The organism is Nonomuraea endophytica (genome assembly GCF_014203235.1).
Classification (GTDB): Bacteria; Actinomycetota; Actinomycetes; order Streptosporangiales; family Streptosporangiaceae; genus Nonomuraea; species Nonomuraea endophytica.
The window spans coordinates 201,675-219,263 of sequence record NZ_JACHIN010000006.1; the positions used below are offsets into that span (position 1 = coordinate 201,675).

Genomic DNA, 17,589 nt, shown 5'->3' on the forward strand with positions numbered 1-17,589 from the left:
ATGTCGTCTGAAGGACGCCCGGTCCGGCTTCAGGACGTCGCCGACCACGCCGGCGTCTCCCTGGCCACCGCCTCGCGCATGCTGAGCGACTCCGACTACAAGGGCAGGGCCGCCCTGCGCGACAAGGTCATCGCCTCCGCCGCCGAGCTCGGCTACCGGCCGAACCTGCACGCGCGCGCCCTGGCCAGCTCGACCTCGACCAGTGTCGGGCTGGTCGTGCACGACGTGCGGGACGCGTACTTCGCCATGATCGCCGGAGGGGTGATCAAGGCGGCCGAGGCGCACCGGCTGCTGGTGACCATGGTGTGCACGTACCGGGACCCGCGGCAGGAGCTCAACTACGTCAGCCTGCTGAGCACACAGCGCCCCCGCGCGATCATCCTGGCGGGCAGTTCCTTCATCGACCGGGCGCACACGGCCGCGATGACCGCGCAGCTGTCGGCGTACCAGGCCGACGGCGGCGCGGTCGTCTCGGTGACCCGCGGACGCAGGATCGGTCATCTCGTCGAGGTGGGCAACGTCGAGGCCACCCGCCGGCTCGCGCACCTGCTCGCCGACCTGGGCCACACCTCCTTCGGCGTGATCTCCGGCCCCGCCAGGCTCATCGCGGTGCGCGACCGCATGCGCGGTTTCCGGCTCGGCCTGCAGGACCGGGGAATCGAGCTCGCCGCCGACGCGATCGTGCACGCCGACATGTCCCGCGACGGCGGCGCGCGGGCCGCCCGCCGCCTGCTCGACCGCCCCGACCGGCCGACCTGCCTGTGGGGGGTGGCCGACGTGGTGGCGGTGGGCGCGATGGCCTGGGCCAGGAGCAATGGGCTGCGCATCCCCGAGGACGTCTCCGTGGCGGGTTTCGGCGGCACTCCCTTGGCCTCCGACGCCGTACCGGCCCTGACCACCGTGGAACTCCCGCTCGAGCGCATCGGCAGGACGGCGCTGGACCTCGCGCTGCTGCCCCTGGACGAGCCGCGCCACACCGTGGAGATCGGCGGGACCGTGCTCATGCGCGACAGCACCGCACCCGTCGTCAAGGGCTCATGACGCCGCGACCGTGAGCTCCGGGACGTCGATCCACCGGCGCTCGCGCCACGAGCGCATCGCGAGCTCGGCGAGCTGGACGCCCTTGGCTCCTTCCAGCAGGTCCCAGGGGAACTCGGTGTCCTCGGCGACGTGGCGCAAGAACATCTCCCACTGCGCGCGGAAGGCGTTGACGTACTCCTCGTTGTCGGGGACCGGGGACCAGCCGCCGCGAAAATCGATCGGGTTGGGGATGTCCGGGTTCCACACGGGCATCGGCGTGGTGGCGCGCGACTGGATCCGGCACTCGCGCAGCCCGGCGACGGCGCTGCCCAGCGTGCCGTCGAGCTGCCACTCGCCGATCTCATCACGGTACGGGCGGGTCGCCCACGACGTCGTGAACTGCGCCAGGACGCCGTGGTCGAACTGGAACAGACCATAGGCCGCGTCCTCGGCCGTCGCCACGTACGCGTTGCCGTCCTCGTCCCAGCGGCCGGGAATGTGGATCTGGCCGTGGCACAGCACCGACCTGACCGGGCCGACGATGTTGTCGAGGACGTAACGCCAGTGCGGGTACATGTCCAGGATGAGGCCGCCGCCGTCCTGCCTGCGGTAGTTCCATGAGGGCCTGTTGATCTGCTGCCAGTCGCCTTCGAACACCCAGTAGCCGAAGTTGAGGCGGAAGCTGAGCAGGTCGCCGAAGAATCCGCCGTCGACGAGCCGCTTCAGCTTGCGGATTCCCGGCAGGAAGAGCTTGTCCTGCACGACGCCGTGCTTGACACCCGCCGCGCCGGCGAGCCTGACGAGGTCGAGGGCGTCCGCCAGGTCGCCGGCGGTCGGCTTCTCGCAGAAGACGTGCTTGCCCGCCGCGATCGCCTTCCTGACCGCCTCGGCGCGCAGGTTGGTGACCTGGGCGTCGAAGTAGATCGTGTCGTCCGGGTTGCCGAGGGCAGCGTCGAGGTCGGTGGTCCAGCGGTCGATCCCGTACCGGCGGGCGAGCGCCTCGAGCTTGCCGGCGTTGCGGCCGACGAGGATCGGGTCGACCGTGAGCGTCCGCCCGTCGGCGAGGGTCAGCCCGCCCTGGTCCCTGATCGCGACGATCGACCTGTCGAGGTGCTGCCGGGTTCCCATGCGCCCGGTGACGCCGTTCATGATGATGCCGATTCGGACCTGATCCATGAGCGCTCCCTAGATATGAATTGCAAGCGCTTTCTATACATCGATGCTGCTGGTGTCAAGGCCAGATCACGTCTTGCGCGTGTTCAGTTTTCATGAGAACGTGCAGAAAATTGAAAGCGCTTCCCGATGAAAGGTGCTGGTCATGCCATCGACACCCCTCCTCGACCGGGTCGTCCTGGTCACGGGAGCCGGCCGGGGAATAGGACGATCCATCGCCCTGGCCGCCGCCCGCGACGGCGCGCACGTCGCCGTCTCCTATCACTCGAGCCGGGCCGGAGCCCACGAGGTCGCCGAGAAGGTCCGGGCGATGGATCGCGACGCCGACGTCCGGCCGTGCGACGTGTCGGCGCGCGAGGACGTGTTCGCGCTGGCCGCCTGGGCCGAGGAGCGCTTCGGGCGCGTCGACGGCCTGGTGAACAACGCCGGAATCCTCATGGAGTCCGACTTCCTCGACATCACTCCCGAGCAGTGGGATCTGGTCTTCAAGACAGATCTGTCCGGCATGTTCCACGCGAGCCAGGCCGTGCTCCCCGGCATGCTGGAGCGCGGCTCCGGCTCCATCGTCAACATCGCCTCCAGGCTCGGCCAGATGGGCTGGGCCGGAGCCGCGCACTACGCCAGCGCGAAAGCGGGGGCGATCGCGCTGGCCAAGTCGATCTCGCGGGAGTTCGGATCGCGCGGCATCCGGGCGAACGCCGTGTCGCCCGGCGTCACCAACACCGCCATGGGGCGCACCGTGATGGAGGGCGAAGTCGGGCGCAAGCGCATGGCCGAGCTTCCGCTCGGCCGGTTCGCCGAGCCGGAGGAAGTGGCCGAATGCGTCACCTTCCTCCTGTCCGACGGCGCCCGGCTCATGCTCGGCCAGACGCTCAGCCCCAACAGCGGAGGGCTGATGCCATGAGCGCCAAACTCCTCGGCGTGGCGGAGGCCGTGGCCCTGGTGGCGGACGGCGCCGCCCTGTGGATCGGCGGGTCCGGCGCCGGGCACGGCGTGCCGCAGGCGTTCATCGACGAACTCGCCGCGACGTTCACCCGCACCGCCGCGCCCCGCGACCTGACCACGGTCCGTGTCGTCGGCATCGGCGACTTCGCCCAGCGCGGCCTGTCCCAGCTCGCGCTGCCCGGCCTGACCCGGCGCACCATCGGCAGCAACATCGGCAACGAACCCCACCTCGGCGCGATGGTCGCCGAGGGTGCGATCGAGGCGTACTCCTTCCCCCAGGGTGTGCTGTCCGCGTTGTGCCGCGACATCGCCGCGGGCCGGCCCGGTCATCTCACCCACGTGGGCCTGGGCACGTACGTGGACCCGCGCCAGACCGGCGGACGGCAGAACGCGCGCACCACCGAGGAACTGGTCCAGATCGTCGAGCTGGCCGGGCGGGAATGGCTCTTCTACCCCGCGCTGCCCGTCGACGTCGCGGTGATCCGCGCGAGCACCGCCGACGAGGACGGCAACCTCACCTTCGAGCACGAGCCGATCCTCGGCGACTCCCTCGCGCTGGCGATGGCCGCGCACAACAGCGGCGGCATCGTCATCGCCCAGGTCGGGCACCTGACGACGCGTGGCTCGCTGCCGCCGAACCAGGTGCGGATCCCCGGCGCGCTGGTCGACCACGTCTACGTGGACGCGGAGCAGCGGCAGACCTACCGCACTGGCTACTCGCCGTACTTCTCGGGCGAGTTGCGCAGGCCGTACGGCACGGCCGCCCCCACGCCCCTGGACGTGCGCAAGGTGATCGCGCGCCGCGCCCTGCTCGAGTTCCGCCGGGGCGACATCTGCAACCTGGGCTTCGGCATCTCCCAGCAGATCGGCGCGGTGGCCGCCGAGGAAGGCGTGGCGGAACGGCTGACGCTCACCGTCGAGCAGGGGATCTTCGGCGGCGTGCCCGCGCACGGCCCGGACGGCGGCGCCGGGGTGAACTACCAGGCGCGCCTGGAACAGCCCTCCATGTTCGACTTCTACGACGGCGGCGGCCTCGACCTGGCGAGCCTGTCCTTCGCGCAGGTCGACCGGCACGGCAACGTCAACGTGCACGCCTTTGACGACCGGATGCGCGGACCGGGCGGGTTCATCAACATCAGCGCGCGGACCGGGCGGCTCTGTTTCGTCGGCACCTTCACGGCGGGCGGTCTGCGCGTCGACCTGTCCGGCGGTCTGCCCCGTGTCGAACGTGAAGGCGCCCGGCGCAAGTTCGTCGACGAAGTCAGGGAGATCAGCTTCAACGGGCCGCTGGCGCTGGGCAAAGGGCAGGACGTCCGCTACATCACCGAACGCGCCGTCTTCGCGCTGACCGCCGACGGCCTGGAGCTGATCGAGGTCGCCGACGGGATGGACGTGGAGAAGGACGTGTTCGCCCACATGGACTTCCGCCCGAAGGTCAGCGAGCGCCTGCGCCCCATGGACGCCCGCCTGTTCCGCGCTGCCCGCATGGGGATCACCTTCGGAGAAGAGGACTGACATGGCGACGCTGGTCAACGTGACGCACGGAGCCTGCGCGGAGATCGAGCTGGACAATCCGCCGGTGAACGTGGTCTCCCGCGAGCTGACCGGGCAACTGCGCGCGGCCCTGCGCGCCGTCGGCGACGACGAGGACACCAGGGTCGTGATCCTCCACGGCGCGGGGACGCGGGCCTTCTGCGCGGGCTCGGACATCGCCGAGTTCGACGAGCTGCACGAGCACGTCGCCGAGCGCAAACTGCTGCTGGAGAAGCTGGTCTACCGTCAGCTCGCCAAGCTCCGGGTGCCGTCCATCGCGGCCGTCGAGGGATACGCGCTCGGCGGGGGCCTCGAGCTCGCGCTCTGCTGCGACCTCCGGATCGCGGGCGACCAGGCCAGGCTCGGCCTGCCGGAGCTCAAGCTCGGCGTCCTGCCGGGCAGCGGCGGCACCCAGCGGCTGCCGCGCATCGTCGGGCCGGCCCGCGCCAAGGAGATCATCCTGCTGGGCGAGCCGCTCGACGCCGCCACCGCGCTCTCGATCGGCCTGGTCAACCGCGTGGTGCGGGCGGGCACGGCGCTGGCCGCGGCCCGGGAGATGGCCGCGACGATCGCCGCGCGCGGGCCGCTTGCCGTACAGGCCGCGAAATCGCTGATCGACCAGGCCGCGGAGCGGCCGCTGGACGACGGACTCGCGCTGGAGCTCGACGAGTCGGAAAAGATCTTCTCCACCCAGGACGCACGTGAAGGCGCCCGCGCCTTCCTGGCCAAGCGTCCGCCGGCCTTCAGGAAGTCGTGATGCGCACAGTCGCCCTGTTCGGCAACCCGTTGCGACGGACCCACTCGGCCGTCATGCACAACGCCGCCTTCGCGGCGTTCGGCGTCGACGCCCGCTACGAGCTGCGGGAGGTGCGCGAATCCGACCTGGCCGAGCAGGTACGGCAGGCCAGGGACGAACGTTGGCTCGGCTTCCAGATCACCGCGCCGCACAAGCAGGTGATCATGCCGTTCCTCGACGCGATCGAGCCCGACGCCCTGCGGATCGGCGCGGTCAACAGCGTGACCGCCGGCGCGGACGGAAGGCTGGTCGGCTTCAACACCGACGTGAGCGGTTTCATGACGGCGCTGCGCGAGCACGTGGGCACGGACCTGAGCGGCGCCGAGGTCGTCGTGGCGGGCTCGGGCGGTGTCAGCCACGCCGTGTCGTACGGGCTGGCCAAGGACGGAGCCGGCCACCTCACCGTCCTCGACCTCGACGCCGCGGACGCGGGCCGGCTCGCGGCCAGGTTCGGCGACCTGGCCACGATCGAGCCGATGGCCTTCGCCGACCCGCGCGTACGCGATCGGCTGGCCGGGGCGGACCTGTTCGTCAACGCCACGTCGGTCGGCATGCTGACCCCCGGCCCGGTGGTGGACGTCGGCCTGATCTCGCCGTGCGCGGCCGTGTTCGACGTGGTCTACCTGCCGCCGCTGACCGAACTCGTGCGGCGGGCCCGCGCCCGGGGCATGCGCGCGGCAGGGGGCGCCGGCATGCTGGTGGCCCAGGCTGCCGCGGCCTTCAGCCGCTGGACGGGCGCCGGCGACGCCACCGCGGTCATGCGGGCGGCCGTCGAACCGCTGCTGCGCCGCGACGACCTCACCCCCTGAGCGCCGCCTACGGCCGGCGGCGTACCCGGTAGAGGAGGTGGAGGACGCGGTCGCCCTGGATGACCACGTGCGGGTCCTCGAGGAGGTGCTGGGCGTCGACCGAGCCGAAGTAACGTTTGCCCGAGCCGAACACCACCGGCACCACGTCCATCGCCACCTCGTCCACCAGACCGAGCGCGAGCGCCTGACCGCCGACGTCACCGGCCGCGACGGCGACCGTGCGCTCCTCCCCCGCCAGTTCCCCGGCCTTGGCGACCGCCTCGGCCACGTCGGCGGCGAAGTGGTAGGAGGCCTCGGGGTGCCAGCCGTCCGGCTTGGGCCGGTGGGAGACCACGACCACGTGCTCACCGGCGGGCGGCCTGCCCTCCCAGCCGTTGGTCATGTCGAACAGGCGCCGCCCGATCACCATCGACCCGATGCCGGCCCATATCGGCCGCACGTACTCGGCCGAGGCCCGCGACGCCTTGAGCGTGCCGCCGTCGACGAGTTCGGTGTCGCCGTTGGTATACCACTCGAACAGGGGCCCGATCTGGTCGTCGGCGTCGGCGATGAATCCGTCGACCGACACGACGTTGTGCATGATCACTTTGCTCATCGCACCTCCCGAGTGCCGCGACCATTGTCGGTGCGCCCGCCCGCGCCCGCAATCACCCGGCGGGCAGCCGGTCGGTCCATTCGGCGTCGATCGTCACCCCGCCCTTGGTCAGGGCGATCGCTCCGCTGAGGGTGACCCAGACCGGCGTGTTGCGCACCCTGGCCGTCTCCGGATCAACGACCACGACCTTCCTGCCGGACGAGAGCGGCAGCTCCAGGCGCCGCCCGCCGTCGCCCTCGCCGAGGTCCGTGACGTCCGGCAGCGCGGCCAGCGCCCGGTACGCGGCGGCGCGCACCTGGGACGAGACCGGAGCCTCGCTGATCAGCGAGAGCAGCGCCTCGACGGTGAAGCCACGCAGTTCCGCGGGGCCCGGCGTGCCCCTGCTGGTGCGGATGCCGGCGTCGGCCACCTCTTCCGTGAGCCGCTTGGTCAGCGCCGTCTCCTCCTCCGGCAGGCCGCGCAGTTCCTCGAAGGTCAGGCTCAGCGGCCCGATCCAGAACGGCTGCGGCTCGCCGGGCCACTTGAAGAGCGTGCCCTCCCCCTTCAACCTCTCGCCCTTGAGCCAGATCTGCCCGTCGCGCCGGTACCAGTACTCCTCCGGCGGCCCTCCGGACTTCGTGACGGTCACGTGCCAGTACGTTCCTGAGCCCTCGGGGGCGCGCTCGGCGGCGGTGGCCGCGACGAGCAGGACCTCACGCGCCGAGGACGGCTCGGACGGCACGATCACGAACGCGGCGGCGGCCACGGCGGCGACCGCCGGGAGCAGCACCCAGCGCGCCCGTCGCCCGCGCGGCCTGCGGCGCATCTGCGAGGTCACCTGCAGGCGCCGCCTGGCGACCACCTCCGGGGACGGGTCGGGCTTGGCGAGCACCGTCCGGATCACGTGCAGGTCATCCATGATTGTCCTCCGCCATCGCTTGGTGGATCTTCTTTCTGGCACGGTTGAGCCGGGACCCGACGGTCCCGTAGGAGATGCCGAGGGCGTCGGCCACTTCCTGGTGGGTGAGCTGGGCCAGGTAGTTCAGCGTCACCACGTCGCGTTCGCCCTGGTTGAGCGTGGCCAGGGCGCCGGCCACGCGCGGCCCCATACGCTGGGCCGCGACCACGTCGACCACGCGGTCCTCGTGGCTGCCCGCCGGAGGCTCCTCGCCGGTGCGGGCCAGGGCCCGGTAGTGGCGCGCCTCCTTGCGGCGGTGGCGGGCGATCAGGTTGGTGGCGATGCCGAACAGCCACGGCCGCAGCCCGCCGCGCGCCGGGTCGAAACGTTCCCGGTCACGAAAGGCCAGGCAGAACGTCTCGGCCGCCAGATCCTCGCCGATCTGGACGTCCAGGCGTCCGGCCACATATAGGTACACCTCGCGGAAGTAGCGGTCGTAGACGGCCGTGAACTCCTCCGCGTCCTGCCGGAAGCGGTCGACGAGTTCGTCGTCGTCCACCCTCCCGGGCGACTCGGTCGTCACACTCTCCCCTTCCTGCGAACGGTTCTTCCTCCTTCCTTCGCCGCAACCGGGCAGAGCTTTCCCGGCTTTCGCCTACCTATCTGGTATAGACCGGATACGGTGGCCCGTGGAATTCGGCGAAGCCCGTAAAGGCCACTGGGAGTCTTTCTATGCGTACCGTTCTTTCCATCGGGGCGGCGGTGGTTCTCGCCTTCACCCTGGCACCCGCCCAGCCGGCGCCCGCCGCGGCCCTGCCAGGGGGCAAATCCACCTATGTCGTGTCGCAGGGTCATCTCAAGGCGTCGTCCCGGGACAACTGGGTGCGGCTGGGCAGTTACCGCTTCGCCGCGAACGGCACCGTGACCTCGTCCCTGTACCTGTGGTGGCAGCGCCATCCCGAGGCCAGGCAGGCCACCGGCATGACCCCGGACGCGGGCTGCAGCACCAAGGCGGGCGGCAAGGGCACGCGGGTGCGTACCTGCCGGGTGCTCACCGCGGGCGGATTCACCGGCGCGCCCGACGAGACCCGCACCGGGACGTACACCGTGTCGGGGAACGTCGTGAGCATCCGGTGGAAGATCGCCCAGACGTGGACGGAGCAGTGGTACGTGCGCCCCTCCCCCGACGGGAAGCTGGCCCGGCTGGACCTCAAGTCCAGCTCGCTCGCCACCCACGGCTACGCCTACGGCAGCAACGCCGCGCTCGGCACCCGGCGCGCGATGAGTTCGGTCAAGGCCTACCCCGGCACACTGCGGCAGGACCTGACGAGCTGGGCGGGCGGCAGGCTGGTGCCCTCCAACAACCAGCCGTTCGGCCACAAGGCCTTCAGCGCCTGCAAGACCACCACGAGCTGCCTGACCTACCTGCAGCCCTCCTCCAACGGCGCGTGCCAGAAGGCCGGCGGCTGCCCCAAGTACGGCGGCGGCACCCGTGCGAACGTCAGCTCCATCCAGTACTACCTCACGAAGATCTCCAACTCCGACCGCCGCGACTCGATGTGGCACTGGTGCACGTGCCTGGCGATGGAGCGCGGCCAGTTCTGCTACACCGGCAACTCCCACGTCAAGCCGCTCATGCAGATCATCGACGACAAGGGTTTCTTCCGCGGATGGGTCGGGGCGGAAGCCTCGTTCTCCACCGGCGCGCGTGGGGCGGACATGCTGGCGGTCTTCCGCATCAGCGACTTCCGCTGATGGCCCGCACGCCGCATGACAGCTTCCACGACCTCGCGCTGCCGCCGGACCTCGACCCCGACCGCAACAAGGGCGACCAGATCAGGGAGATCCTGGAGCTCATGGTGCGCGCCCTGCCGCCGGGCACGCTGCTGCCCTCGGAACGCTCGATCGCCGAGCGCTACCAGGTGGCCAGGGGAACGGTCCGGCAGAAGATCCAGGAGCTCGTCATGCTGGGCGTGATCCGGCGTTCCAGCGGTTCCGGCACGTACGTGGCCGAGCCGAAGCTGCAGCAGGGCACCACCATGGCCTCCTTCAGCGAGGAGATGCGGGCCCGGGGCAGGACCCCGGCCGCCCGCATCCTGTCGGTCCGCACCCGCCGGGCCGGCGCCGCCCTCGCCGAGCGGCTCGGTGTCGACGCCGGCGAACGTGTCATCGACCTGCGCAGACTCCGCTCCGCCGACGGCACTCCGATCGCGATCGAGCACACCCATCTGTCCGCGCGCCGCTTTCCCGGCCTGCCGCGCGTACTGCGCGATGACATGTCCCTGTACGCGGCGCTCAGCGACCGCTGGGACGTGCGGGTCGAGCGGGCCGTGCACCGGGTCTCCGCGATCGCGCTGGGCGAGCAGGAGGCGGCCCTGCTCGGCGCCGCCCCCGCGTCGCCCTCTTTTCTGGTGGAACGGCAGGCCTGGGACCGGCACGGCGCCGTGGTCGAATGGGGACGATCCACCTACCGAGGCGACTTCTACGACATCGTCTTCGAAGTAGGCACCTGACCCGGCCATGAGCAGGCCCTACTCAGGACGACGCCCCGAGGCCCGATCTCGCCAGGCTGCGCGACATGGACCAGCGCTTCCAGGCGATGCGGGCCCAGCTCGACGGCGTACTCGAAGCCGTCAAGCAGCTCCTGGGCCACCAGCACGAGGCGTACGTCCTCCCGCTCCAACGCGACCTCGACGGCTTCCGCGGCTCGGCGCGTACCGCGATCGACCAGCTCGGCGCGTGGGTGGGCGGCGGCGCGGACGCCACGCTGCGCGGCCACGCCGACGACAACTCGCGCCTGGCGGTGAACGCCCTGCTGGAGGGTGAATCGTTTTCTTCCGCCCCAGCACGCAGGGTCCTGGCCGGGTGTTCGATCATCGGCTCGCCGCGCTCGCCTACACCTAATGTCCTGAGTGTGCGGCGGCCCGAACTTCTTCTGGCCGTCGTCGTGCCAGCCCCCCGGCTTGGCCGACCCCACGGACTCGCCGGTGGCCGCCGTCTCCCCCAAGCCCTGGCAGATCAGCATCTTCTGGCCCACGAAGGACGCCTCGTTGTGGAGCGCCGCCTTCGACGGCACACAGCCGGACGCCCCGTGGCCGCCGCCGGTGCGGGTCACCGATGCCGGGGTGTCGTGGTTGCCGCCCGGGATCGTCGCCGTCTCCTCCTCCCCGGAGGACATGCAGATCTTCTGGGCCGGTCCGGATCTGCGGGTCCGCTCCACCTACTTCGATCGGGCCGAACGCCGCTGGGTCCAGTGGTTCCCGCTCGGCCGGCCGTGGCCCTCCGTCCGTCCCGTGGTGGTGAGCGGCGAGGAGGGCGAGATGAACGTCCTCACCGCGACCGGCGACAAGATGATCAGGCACACCCGGCTCGCTCCCAGCCAGGTCAAGACCACGGCCTTCTTCGGCCAGGCGCAGCAGCTCATCGTCATGTCCCAGGAACTCTGGCACCGGCCCGAGCCGGAGCGTTCCTGGGCGGTGGCCCGCGCCCTGGAGGCCGTCACGATCATGCGGACGCTTCCCGAGCACGCACCCACGCCCGGCGAGTGGATCATGTGGCCCGTCACGCCCTACCTCGAAACAGTGGGCCGTAAGGACGAGGCCATCCAGCTGGCCGCCGAAGCGGTCGAGATCTTCGGTCGGCTCAGCGAGGGCGATCCGGTGAAGTACGGCGAGCGCCACGAGGCGGCCAAGAAGCTCCTGGAACGACTCCGAGGCTGACCGAACCCCGTGGCTCAACCACCAGCCGCGACGCCGCTCATGACCACCCCGGCCAGCCGTACCACGGCGGCCTCCGAGGCCATGCCCGCGGCGGCCGACAGCGCGTGGAGGCAGTAGCGCGCGAGTTCCCCGGCGGGCACGTCAGCCCGAAACTCCCCGCTCCCCACCCCCTCCTCCAGCAGGGCGCGGACGAGGTCGGCGAGGTGCCGCTGGGCGTGCTCAGGTTGCCCGTCGCGGTGCAGGAGCGCGCCCAGGTCGGGGCCGTGTTCCCCACGGCCCCGCAGGATGCGCGCGTACGCGGCCAGCACCGCCTCCAACCGGCTGCCCGCCGCGCCCGGCCGGTTGGCGATCTCGGCGAGCTGCTGGAGATGGGCGGCGACCTGGCGTTCGTGCCAGGCGGCCAGGACCGATTCCACATCGGTGAAGTACTTGTAGACCGTGGCCCGGCCGATGGCCGCCCGCTCGGCGATCCCCGCCATCGTGACGGACATCAGCCCGCGCTCGACGACCAGCGCCCAGGCGGCGTCCAGGATCGCGTCTCGCACGGCGGCCCGATGCGCCTCGATGGTCTCGTTCCACAGTTTGGGCACCGCCCAAGCATACGGGACGACAGGGTCGTGACAGATATCTCCTATAGCGACATACTGTCTCGCAAAAAGGAGAACGACATGTCTTCCCCGACACCCCCACCGGCCCCCAAGTGGGTGAAGATCTCCGGGATCGTCGCGGCCGTGCTGCTCCTGGCGTTCCTCATCGCCCAGGTCCTCGGCGTCGGCGGCGAACACGGCCCCGGCCGTCACGCCTCCCCGGCGCACGCGGCGACCGGCGCGGAGCCCCGCCCGTGATGCCGCCCCGCCTGCGCAAACTCATCCTGACCACGCACATCGCCACCTCCGTCGGATGGCTCGGCGCGGTCCTCGCCTACCTGGCCCTGGACGTCACGGCCGCGTTCGGCACGGACGTCGCGGCGGTGCGCGGCGCGTACACGGGCATGGACGTGCTGGTCCGCTTCGCGATCGTGCCGCTGGCCGGGGCCTCCCTCGTCGTCGGGCTGGTCAACGCCCTGGGGACGCCTTGGGGGCTGTTGCGTCACTACTGGGTGCTGGTGAAGCTCGTCCTCACCGTGGCGGCCACGGTCGTCCTGCTGGTCGAAAGCCGGACGGTGCGCTCGCTGACGGAAACGGCGCTGGACGACGCCGACCCGCGCCTCCTGCCCGCGACGCTGCCGCATTCGATCGGGGGCGCGACGGTGCTGGTCATCGCGACGGTCCTGTCCGTCTACAAACCGCGTGGCCTGACCGGGTACGGCTGGCGCCGTACCCGACCGACAGCTAGCGCATCGTGAACTGGACGAGCAGGAGCAAGGCCAGGAAGACCGCCCCCGTGGCCAGCAACACCTTCGCCCACCAGGTGAACTCCCAGCGGTTGGTCCCGTCGGCACGTCGTTTCAGCCCTTGTGAGGCCAGAAGCAGCGGGATCATCGCCAGGAAGCACAGGATGATGGTCAGCCAGTCGGCCAGTGCCCGCATGCTCGTCTCCTCGGCTGTGTCGGTACCGTCCGTAGCATCGGGGTCATCGTCCGGGAGGGGTCCCGGACGGTGGGTCACTCCGGGGCGGGCAGGTCCATGGAGGCGAGCCGGGCCGGATCGGTCACGATCGTGATGCCCGTGATCCGGCCCTCGGCGACGGTGAACGCCATGACCGAGAGCGGGGCGCCGTCCTCCCGCCACGCCACCATGCCGGGCCGGCCGTTGACGAGCACGTCGCGGCCCCGCGCGGCGGCGGTGGCCGACAGCCGCGCTCCGGCGGCGACCTTGGTGGCGCCGAGGACGACGACCACGCCGTCGGCGGTGTCGACGGTCAGCTTCACCTCGGGGTCGAGCACGCGGAGCAACCCCTCGAAGTCGCCGTGCCGGGTCGCCGCCAGGAAGGCCTGGACCACCTCCCGCTGCTCCCGCCGGGCGGCGGCGGGCTGCCCGGTCGCCTGTACCTTTCTGCGGGCGCGGCTGGCGAGCATCTTGGTGGCGTCGGTGGACTTGCCGAGGATCCGGCCGATCTCGTCGAACGGCACCGCGAACAGGTCGTGCAGCACGAACGCCAGCCGCTCCCCCGGCTTGAGCGAGTCCAGGACGACCAGCAGCGCCAGCCCGACCGAGTCGGCCAGCGCCACGTCGTCCTCCGGCGCGGGGCCGTCGTCGACCGTCACCACGAGCTCGGGCAACTGGTCGTCGTACGCCGCCTCGGGCCGGGACCGGCGGGCCCGCAGGACGTCGAGGCTGATCCGGCCGACCACCGTGGTGAGCCAGCCCGCCAGGTTGCCGATGGTGGCCGGGTCCTGGCGGGCGAGCCGTAGCCAGGTCTCCTGAACCGCGTCCTCGGCGTCGGCGTGCGACCCGAGGACCCGGTAGGCGATCGCGCGCAGCCGGTCACGCTGGGCTTCGAACACGCCGGCCACCAGGCTGGTGTCAGTCACCTCGGCACCTTTCCTCAGCTCGCGGACGTCAGCGGTTCACGCGGCGCTGCTGGCGCAGGGAGATCCGGTTGCCGTCCGGGTCCACCGCCTCGACGCGGACGCCGAAAGGGTAGTCCACCGGCTCGGGCTCGTCGAAAGTCACGCCTCGCCGGCGGAACTCCTCGAAGTCCTTCCTCAGGTCGTCCGACTCCAGGATGAGCGGACCGGGCGCGCCGCCCGGCTCGGCCGGCTGTCCCGAGGCCGGCGCGTGCTTCCAAAGAATGATCTTCACGGGGTTTCCGGGGACGCCCACGGTGAGGAAACGTCCGTCAGGGCCCGGATAGTCGGCGTGCTTCTCCAGTCCGAGCCCTTCGGTGTAGAACTTCAGCGCGCGGTCCTGGTCGGTGACGTAGACCGTGGCGTACATGATGGTGGTCAGCATCCTGTTCTCGACTCCCTTGTAGGTTGACGTGTTGTCACCTGTATGACGGGAGCCGACGGGAAGAGGTAACAGACCCACCAGCGATCAGCCGCGCCACCACTTCTGGTTGGCGCCGCCGTGGCACTCGTACTGGATCAGCGCGGCGCCGCTGCCACCCCAGTCCTTGACGTCCACGCACTTGCTGGACTGCGGGTTGACCAGGTCGCCCGCGCCGCTCAGCACGAACTGCTGCGCGGGGTTGCCGCTGCAGTGCGCGAGCTGGATGACGGCGCCGTTGTCCCTGGAACCCCAGGCCACGTCCATGCAGAGCCCGAAGGCCCGGATGGTGCCGTCACCGGGGAACGTCCACCTCTGCGCGGCGCTGGTGTTGCAGTCCCAGAGCCAGAGGGCCTGGCCGTCGGCGCCGTTGCCGTAGGGGACGTCGATGCACTTGTTCTGCCAGCCGACGATGCGGCTCGTGCTGCCGCCTCCGCCGGTCGTGGTCAGGCTCAGGCCGTACGCGCCGAGGATCTCGTTGACCGGCTGGTAGAAGGTGTTGCCACCGCTGGAGCAGTTGCCCGACGCGCCCGAGGTGACGCCCTGGGCCTGGTCGCCGCTGATGAACGCGCCGCCGGAGTCGCCGCCCTGCGCGCACGCGGAGGTCTGGGTGAGCTGGTACACGAGGGCGCCGCCGCCGTAGTCGACGGTGACGTTCTTGGCCTGGACGACGCCGCAGCGCCAGCCCGTGGTACGGCCGGAGCGGCAGATCGAGGCGCCGACCACGGCCTCCTGCGATCCGGCCACCACGGCGCTGCCGCCGCCGTAGTTGTTGACCCACGGGCGGGGCGTCCAGTCGCCGTTGGCGCGTACCCACCCGTAGTCGTTGCCCGGGAACGACGAGCCGGCGACGGTGCCCTGGTTGACGTTGTTGTAGCCGAGGGTGGGGCTGCCCGCGCCACCGCAGTGGCCGGCGGTGACGAAGCCGCCGTTGTTGACCGCGAAGCCGACCGAGCAGAGCGTGTTGCCGTTGATGACGTACTGGTCGCCGCCGCGGATGTCGTAGAGGGTGCGCGGCGGCTCGGAGACGGTGATCCGCACGTCCCGGCCGGCCACTCCGGCCTGCTTCACGAAGCGTTCGGCCGAGGCGGTGTCGGCGGCCGACACCACGACGGTGTTCGCGGCCGGGTCGACGTGCCAGGAGTGGACGTTCTCGCCGGGTCCGGCCTTGTCGAGCCTGGCCTTGGTGGCGGCGAGGTCCTTTGCGTCGCGGGAGACTTGGACGGGCAGGGCGCCCGCCGTACGGACGAGGTCGGCGTCGCGGGAGGTCAGGACGGCGACGGCGAGCCGTCCCTGAGTGGCGTCGAACCAGGCGCCGGCGACGCGGTCGCCGAGGCGGCCGCGCACCTGGCGCTCCATCACGGCAGCGGCGGCCTCGTGCGCCTGCCGGATCCGGGCCTGCGCGGGGGTCAGGCCGAGGTCGCGCTGGAGAGCTTGGTCGGCGGCGGAGGAATCGGGCGGAGTCGGTACGGCATGCGCCGGGGACGACGGGACGATCACGAGGGCGGCGAGGAGCGCCCCGCCGGCTAACAGGGTGAGTCTCACGGCAGGTCCTTCTCGGGGGGTGGGCGGACTCGGCGTGAGAGCGCTCTCTCACCGTGAGCCTTACAGCCACTTCACTCGAAGTCAATGCGCGAGACAGGCAAACTCGATCGGGTTCGGTCTAAAAGCGTCACTTTGTAACAGGGCTCAGTGGGGCGCGAGGTTGATGAAGACGCCCTTGACCTCGGTGTAGACCTCCAGCGCGTACGCGCCCATCTCCCGACCGAACCCGCTGCTCTTGAATCCGCCCCACGGCGCCGCCGGATCGGGGGTGTGCAGCATGTTGACGAAGACGGTCCCCGCCCGGATGTCGGCCGCCAGCCGGTGGGCCGTGGTCAGGTCGTCGGTCCAGATGGAGGCGGCCAGGCCGTAGGAGCTGTCGTTGGCGCGCCCGGCGAGCTCGGCCGGGTCGTCATAGGTGAGGACCGACATCACCGGGCCGAAGATCTCCTCCCTGGCGATGCTCATGTCGTCGCCGACCCCGGCGAAGACGGTGGGCTGGTAGAAGTAGCCGCCGGCGAGCGGGCCGCCGGCGCGGGCGCCACCGGTCAGCAAGGTGGCCCCGGCGGCGACGCCCTCGCGTACGTACCGGTCGACCCTTCCCAGGTGCTCGGCGCTGATCAGCGGGCCGGTGTCGGCGCCCAGGACGATGCGCCGGGCCAGGTCGGCGGCGCGTTCGGTGAACTCGTCGGCCCGGCGGGCGTCGACGTAGAAGCGCGCGTACGCCGCGCACACCTGGCCGCTGTTGAACATCGCGCCCTGGACGCACCCGGCCACGGCCCGTTCCATGTCGGCGTCGGCCGCGACGATCACCGGGGTCTTGCCGCCCAGTTCGAGGGTGACGCGGGCCAGGTTGCCCGCCGAGGCCCGCAGGATGCTGCGGCCGGTCTCGGTGGAGCCGGTGAACGACACCTTGTCCACGCCGGGGTGGGCGGCCAGGGCCGCGCCCGTGTCGGGGCCGCCGGTCAGGAGGTTGACGACGCCGGCCGGGAAGCCGGCCCGCTCGCACAGCTCCATGAGCTTCAGCGCGGTCAGCGGCGTCTGCTCGGCCGGTTTGATCACCACCGTGTTGCCGCAGGCGAGCGCGGGTGCGAGCTTCCAGGCGAGGATCATGAGCGGGAAGTTCCAGGGCGTGATGAGCGCGCAGACGCCCACCGGCTCGCGGCGGGTGTAGTGCATGACGTCGGGCAGCGACACCGGGATCGTCGCGCCTTCGATCTTGGTGGTCCAGCCGGCGAAGTAGCGGAAGTGCTCGGCGGTGCCCCCGACGGAGATCTCCCGCGCGATGCCGAGCGGCTGGCCCTGGTCGTGGGATTCCAGGCGGGCCAGTTCGTCGGCGTGCGCGTCGATCAGGTCGGCCAGGTGCCACAGCAGGCGTCCGCGCGCGGACGGGGACATACGCGCCCAGGCGGCGTCGTGCAGCGCGGTCCGCGCCGCGGCCACGGCCGCGCCGACGTCGGCCGCACCGGCTTCGGCGACCGTGCCCAGTTCGGCGCCGGTCGACGGGTCCAGGGTGGCGAACTCGCGGCCGTCGGCCGCCGGGCGCCACGTGCCGCCGATGAACAGCCGGCCCGGTGCGCGCAGCCGGGGTGTCGAGGAGCCCTCCAGCGTGATCGTCATGTCCTGAGCATGAACGCGGGCCGCCGATCG

21 protein-coding genes are annotated in these 17,589 nt (G+C 71.2%); 10 read left to right on the forward strand and 11 right to left on the reverse strand.

All coding sequences use genetic code 11. The features are described 5' to 3' along the window. A complete protein-coding gene (locus tag HNR40_RS23105) occupies positions 1-1,041 on the forward strand; it encodes a LacI family DNA-binding transcriptional regulator (RefSeq protein ID WP_184964635.1) in 1,041 nt (346 codons plus the stop codon). Here the strand turns inward: HNR40_RS23105 and HNR40_RS23110 are convergent. Continuing rightward, positions 1,036-2,196 (reverse strand): Gfo/Idh/MocA family protein, encoded by a 1,161-nt coding sequence (locus HNR40_RS23110; protein ID WP_184964637.1) that lies wholly within the window; start codon positions 2,194-2,196, stop codon positions 1,036-1,038. The two genes, HNR40_RS23105 and HNR40_RS23110, sit on opposite strands and share 6 nt — an antisense overlap. A gap of 142 nt (positions 2,197-2,338) precedes the next feature. Between HNR40_RS23110 and HNR40_RS23115 the strand changes: the two genes are divergently transcribed. From HNR40_RS23115 to HNR40_RS23130, 4 genes are read left to right on the forward strand one after another with little or no spacing between them, the layout of a single operon-like run. Further along, positions 2,339-3,097: an SDR family NAD(P)-dependent oxidoreductase gene (locus tag HNR40_RS23115; RefSeq protein WP_184964639.1), complete on the forward strand. Its 759-nt coding sequence runs from the start codon at positions 2,339-2,341 to the stop codon at positions 3,095-3,097. Next, on the forward strand, positions 3,094-4,653 hold the full coding sequence (locus HNR40_RS23120; RefSeq protein WP_184964641.1) for an acyl CoA:acetate/3-ketoacid CoA transferase: 1,560 nt from the start codon (positions 3,094-3,096) through the stop codon (positions 4,651-4,653). The genes HNR40_RS23115 and HNR40_RS23120 overlap by 4 nt, the downstream gene beginning before the upstream one ends. 1 nt (position 4,654) lies before the next feature. Beyond that, positions 4,655-5,428: an enoyl-CoA hydratase/isomerase family protein gene (locus tag HNR40_RS23125; protein ID WP_184964643.1), complete on the forward strand. Its 774-nt coding sequence runs from the start codon at positions 4,655-4,657 to the stop codon at positions 5,426-5,428. Then, a complete protein-coding gene (locus tag HNR40_RS23130) occupies positions 5,428-6,276 on the forward strand; it encodes a shikimate dehydrogenase family protein (protein ID WP_184964645.1) in 849 nt (282 codons plus the stop codon). The genes HNR40_RS23125 and HNR40_RS23130 overlap by 1 nt, the downstream gene beginning before the upstream one ends. Before the next feature lie 7 nt (positions 6,277-6,283). Here HNR40_RS23130 and HNR40_RS23135 read toward each other — a convergent pair whose 3' ends face one another. The 3 genes from HNR40_RS23135 to HNR40_RS23145 are packed head-to-tail and all read right to left on the reverse strand — an operon-like array spanning position 6,284 to position 8,331. Beyond that, on the reverse strand, positions 6,284-6,871 hold the full coding sequence (locus tag HNR40_RS23135) for a dihydrofolate reductase family protein (RefSeq protein WP_184964647.1): 588 nt from the start codon (positions 6,869-6,871) through the stop codon (positions 6,284-6,286). Between the two features lie 52 nt (positions 6,872-6,923). After that, a complete protein-coding gene (locus HNR40_RS23140; protein WP_184964649.1) occupies positions 6,924-7,769 on the reverse strand; it encodes a hypothetical protein in 846 nt (281 codons plus the stop codon). Further along, on the reverse strand, positions 7,762-8,331 hold the full coding sequence (locus HNR40_RS23145; protein ID WP_184964651.1) for an RNA polymerase sigma factor: 570 nt from the start codon (positions 8,329-8,331) through the stop codon (positions 7,762-7,764). Before HNR40_RS23145 ends, HNR40_RS23140 begins: the two co-directional genes overlap by 8 nt. Before the next feature lie 149 nt (positions 8,332-8,480). Here HNR40_RS23145 and HNR40_RS23150 point away from each other — a divergent pair, with 149 nt between their 5' ends. Both HNR40_RS23150 and HNR40_RS23155 read left to right on the forward strand, forming a co-directional pair. After that, a complete protein-coding gene (locus tag HNR40_RS23150; protein WP_184964653.1) occupies positions 8,481-9,503 on the forward strand; it encodes a hypothetical protein in 1,023 nt (340 codons plus the stop codon). Continuing rightward, a complete protein-coding gene (locus tag HNR40_RS23155; RefSeq protein ID WP_184964655.1) occupies positions 9,503-10,261 on the forward strand; it encodes a GntR family transcriptional regulator in 759 nt (252 codons plus the stop codon). The genes HNR40_RS23150 and HNR40_RS23155 overlap by 1 nt, the downstream gene beginning before the upstream one ends. Here HNR40_RS23155 and HNR40_RS23160 read toward each other — a convergent pair. Beyond that, entirely contained in the window at positions 10,231-10,527 is a 297-nt protein-coding gene (locus HNR40_RS23160) for a hypothetical protein (protein ID WP_184964657.1), read from the reverse strand. The two genes, HNR40_RS23155 and HNR40_RS23160, sit on opposite strands and share 31 nt — an antisense overlap. A gap of 184 nt (positions 10,528-10,711) precedes the next feature. Between HNR40_RS23160 and HNR40_RS23165 the strand changes: the two genes are divergently transcribed. Further along, positions 10,712-11,467 (forward strand): hypothetical protein, encoded by a 756-nt coding sequence (locus HNR40_RS23165; RefSeq protein ID WP_184964659.1) that lies wholly within the window; start codon positions 10,712-10,714, stop codon positions 11,465-11,467. Between the two features lie 14 nt (positions 11,468-11,481). On the opposite strand, the gene HNR40_RS23170 is transcribed toward HNR40_RS23165, so the two are convergent. After that, positions 11,482-12,057: a TetR/AcrR family transcriptional regulator gene (locus HNR40_RS23170; RefSeq protein WP_184964661.1), complete on the reverse strand. Its 576-nt coding sequence runs from the start codon at positions 12,055-12,057 to the stop codon at positions 11,482-11,484. Between the two features lie 78 nt (positions 12,058-12,135). Here HNR40_RS23170 and HNR40_RS23175 point away from each other — a divergent pair, with 78 nt between their 5' ends. Next, entirely contained in the window at positions 12,136-12,312 is a 177-nt protein-coding gene (locus HNR40_RS23175) for a hypothetical protein (protein ID WP_184964663.1), read from the forward strand. Next, positions 12,309-12,812 (forward strand): hypothetical protein, encoded by a 504-nt coding sequence (locus HNR40_RS23180; protein WP_221340727.1) that lies wholly within the window; start codon positions 12,309-12,311, stop codon positions 12,810-12,812. The genes HNR40_RS23175 and HNR40_RS23180 overlap by 4 nt, the downstream gene beginning before the upstream one ends. On the opposite strand, the gene HNR40_RS23185 is transcribed toward HNR40_RS23180, so the two are convergent. From HNR40_RS23185 to HNR40_RS23205, 5 genes are all read right to left on the reverse strand, one after another. Next, positions 12,799-12,996, reverse strand: a complete 198-nt coding sequence (locus tag HNR40_RS23185; protein ID WP_184964665.1) for a hypothetical protein — start codon at positions 12,994-12,996, stop codon at positions 12,799-12,801. The genes HNR40_RS23180 and HNR40_RS23185 overlap by 14 nt on opposite strands. Before the next feature lie 74 nt (positions 12,997-13,070). After that, complete coding sequence (locus HNR40_RS23190) at positions 13,071-13,940, reverse strand: sigma-70 family RNA polymerase sigma factor (protein ID WP_184964667.1); 870 nt, start codon at positions 13,938-13,940, stop codon at positions 13,071-13,073. A gap of 28 nt (positions 13,941-13,968) precedes the next feature. Further along, a complete protein-coding gene (locus HNR40_RS23195; RefSeq protein ID WP_184964669.1) occupies positions 13,969-14,361 on the reverse strand; it encodes a VOC family protein in 393 nt (130 codons plus the stop codon). 84 nt (positions 14,362-14,445) lie between these two features. Then, positions 14,446-15,942 carry a ricin-type beta-trefoil lectin domain protein gene (locus tag HNR40_RS23200; RefSeq protein ID WP_221340728.1) on the reverse strand — a complete coding sequence of 499 codons (1,497 nt, stop codon included), beginning with the start codon at positions 15,940-15,942 and terminating at the stop codon, positions 14,446-14,448. 144 nt (positions 15,943-16,086) lie between these two features. Then, positions 16,087-17,559, reverse strand: a complete 1,473-nt coding sequence (locus HNR40_RS23205) for an aldehyde dehydrogenase family protein (protein WP_184964671.1) — start codon at positions 17,557-17,559, stop codon at positions 16,087-16,089. Between the last annotated feature and the right edge of the window lie 30 nt (positions 17,560-17,589).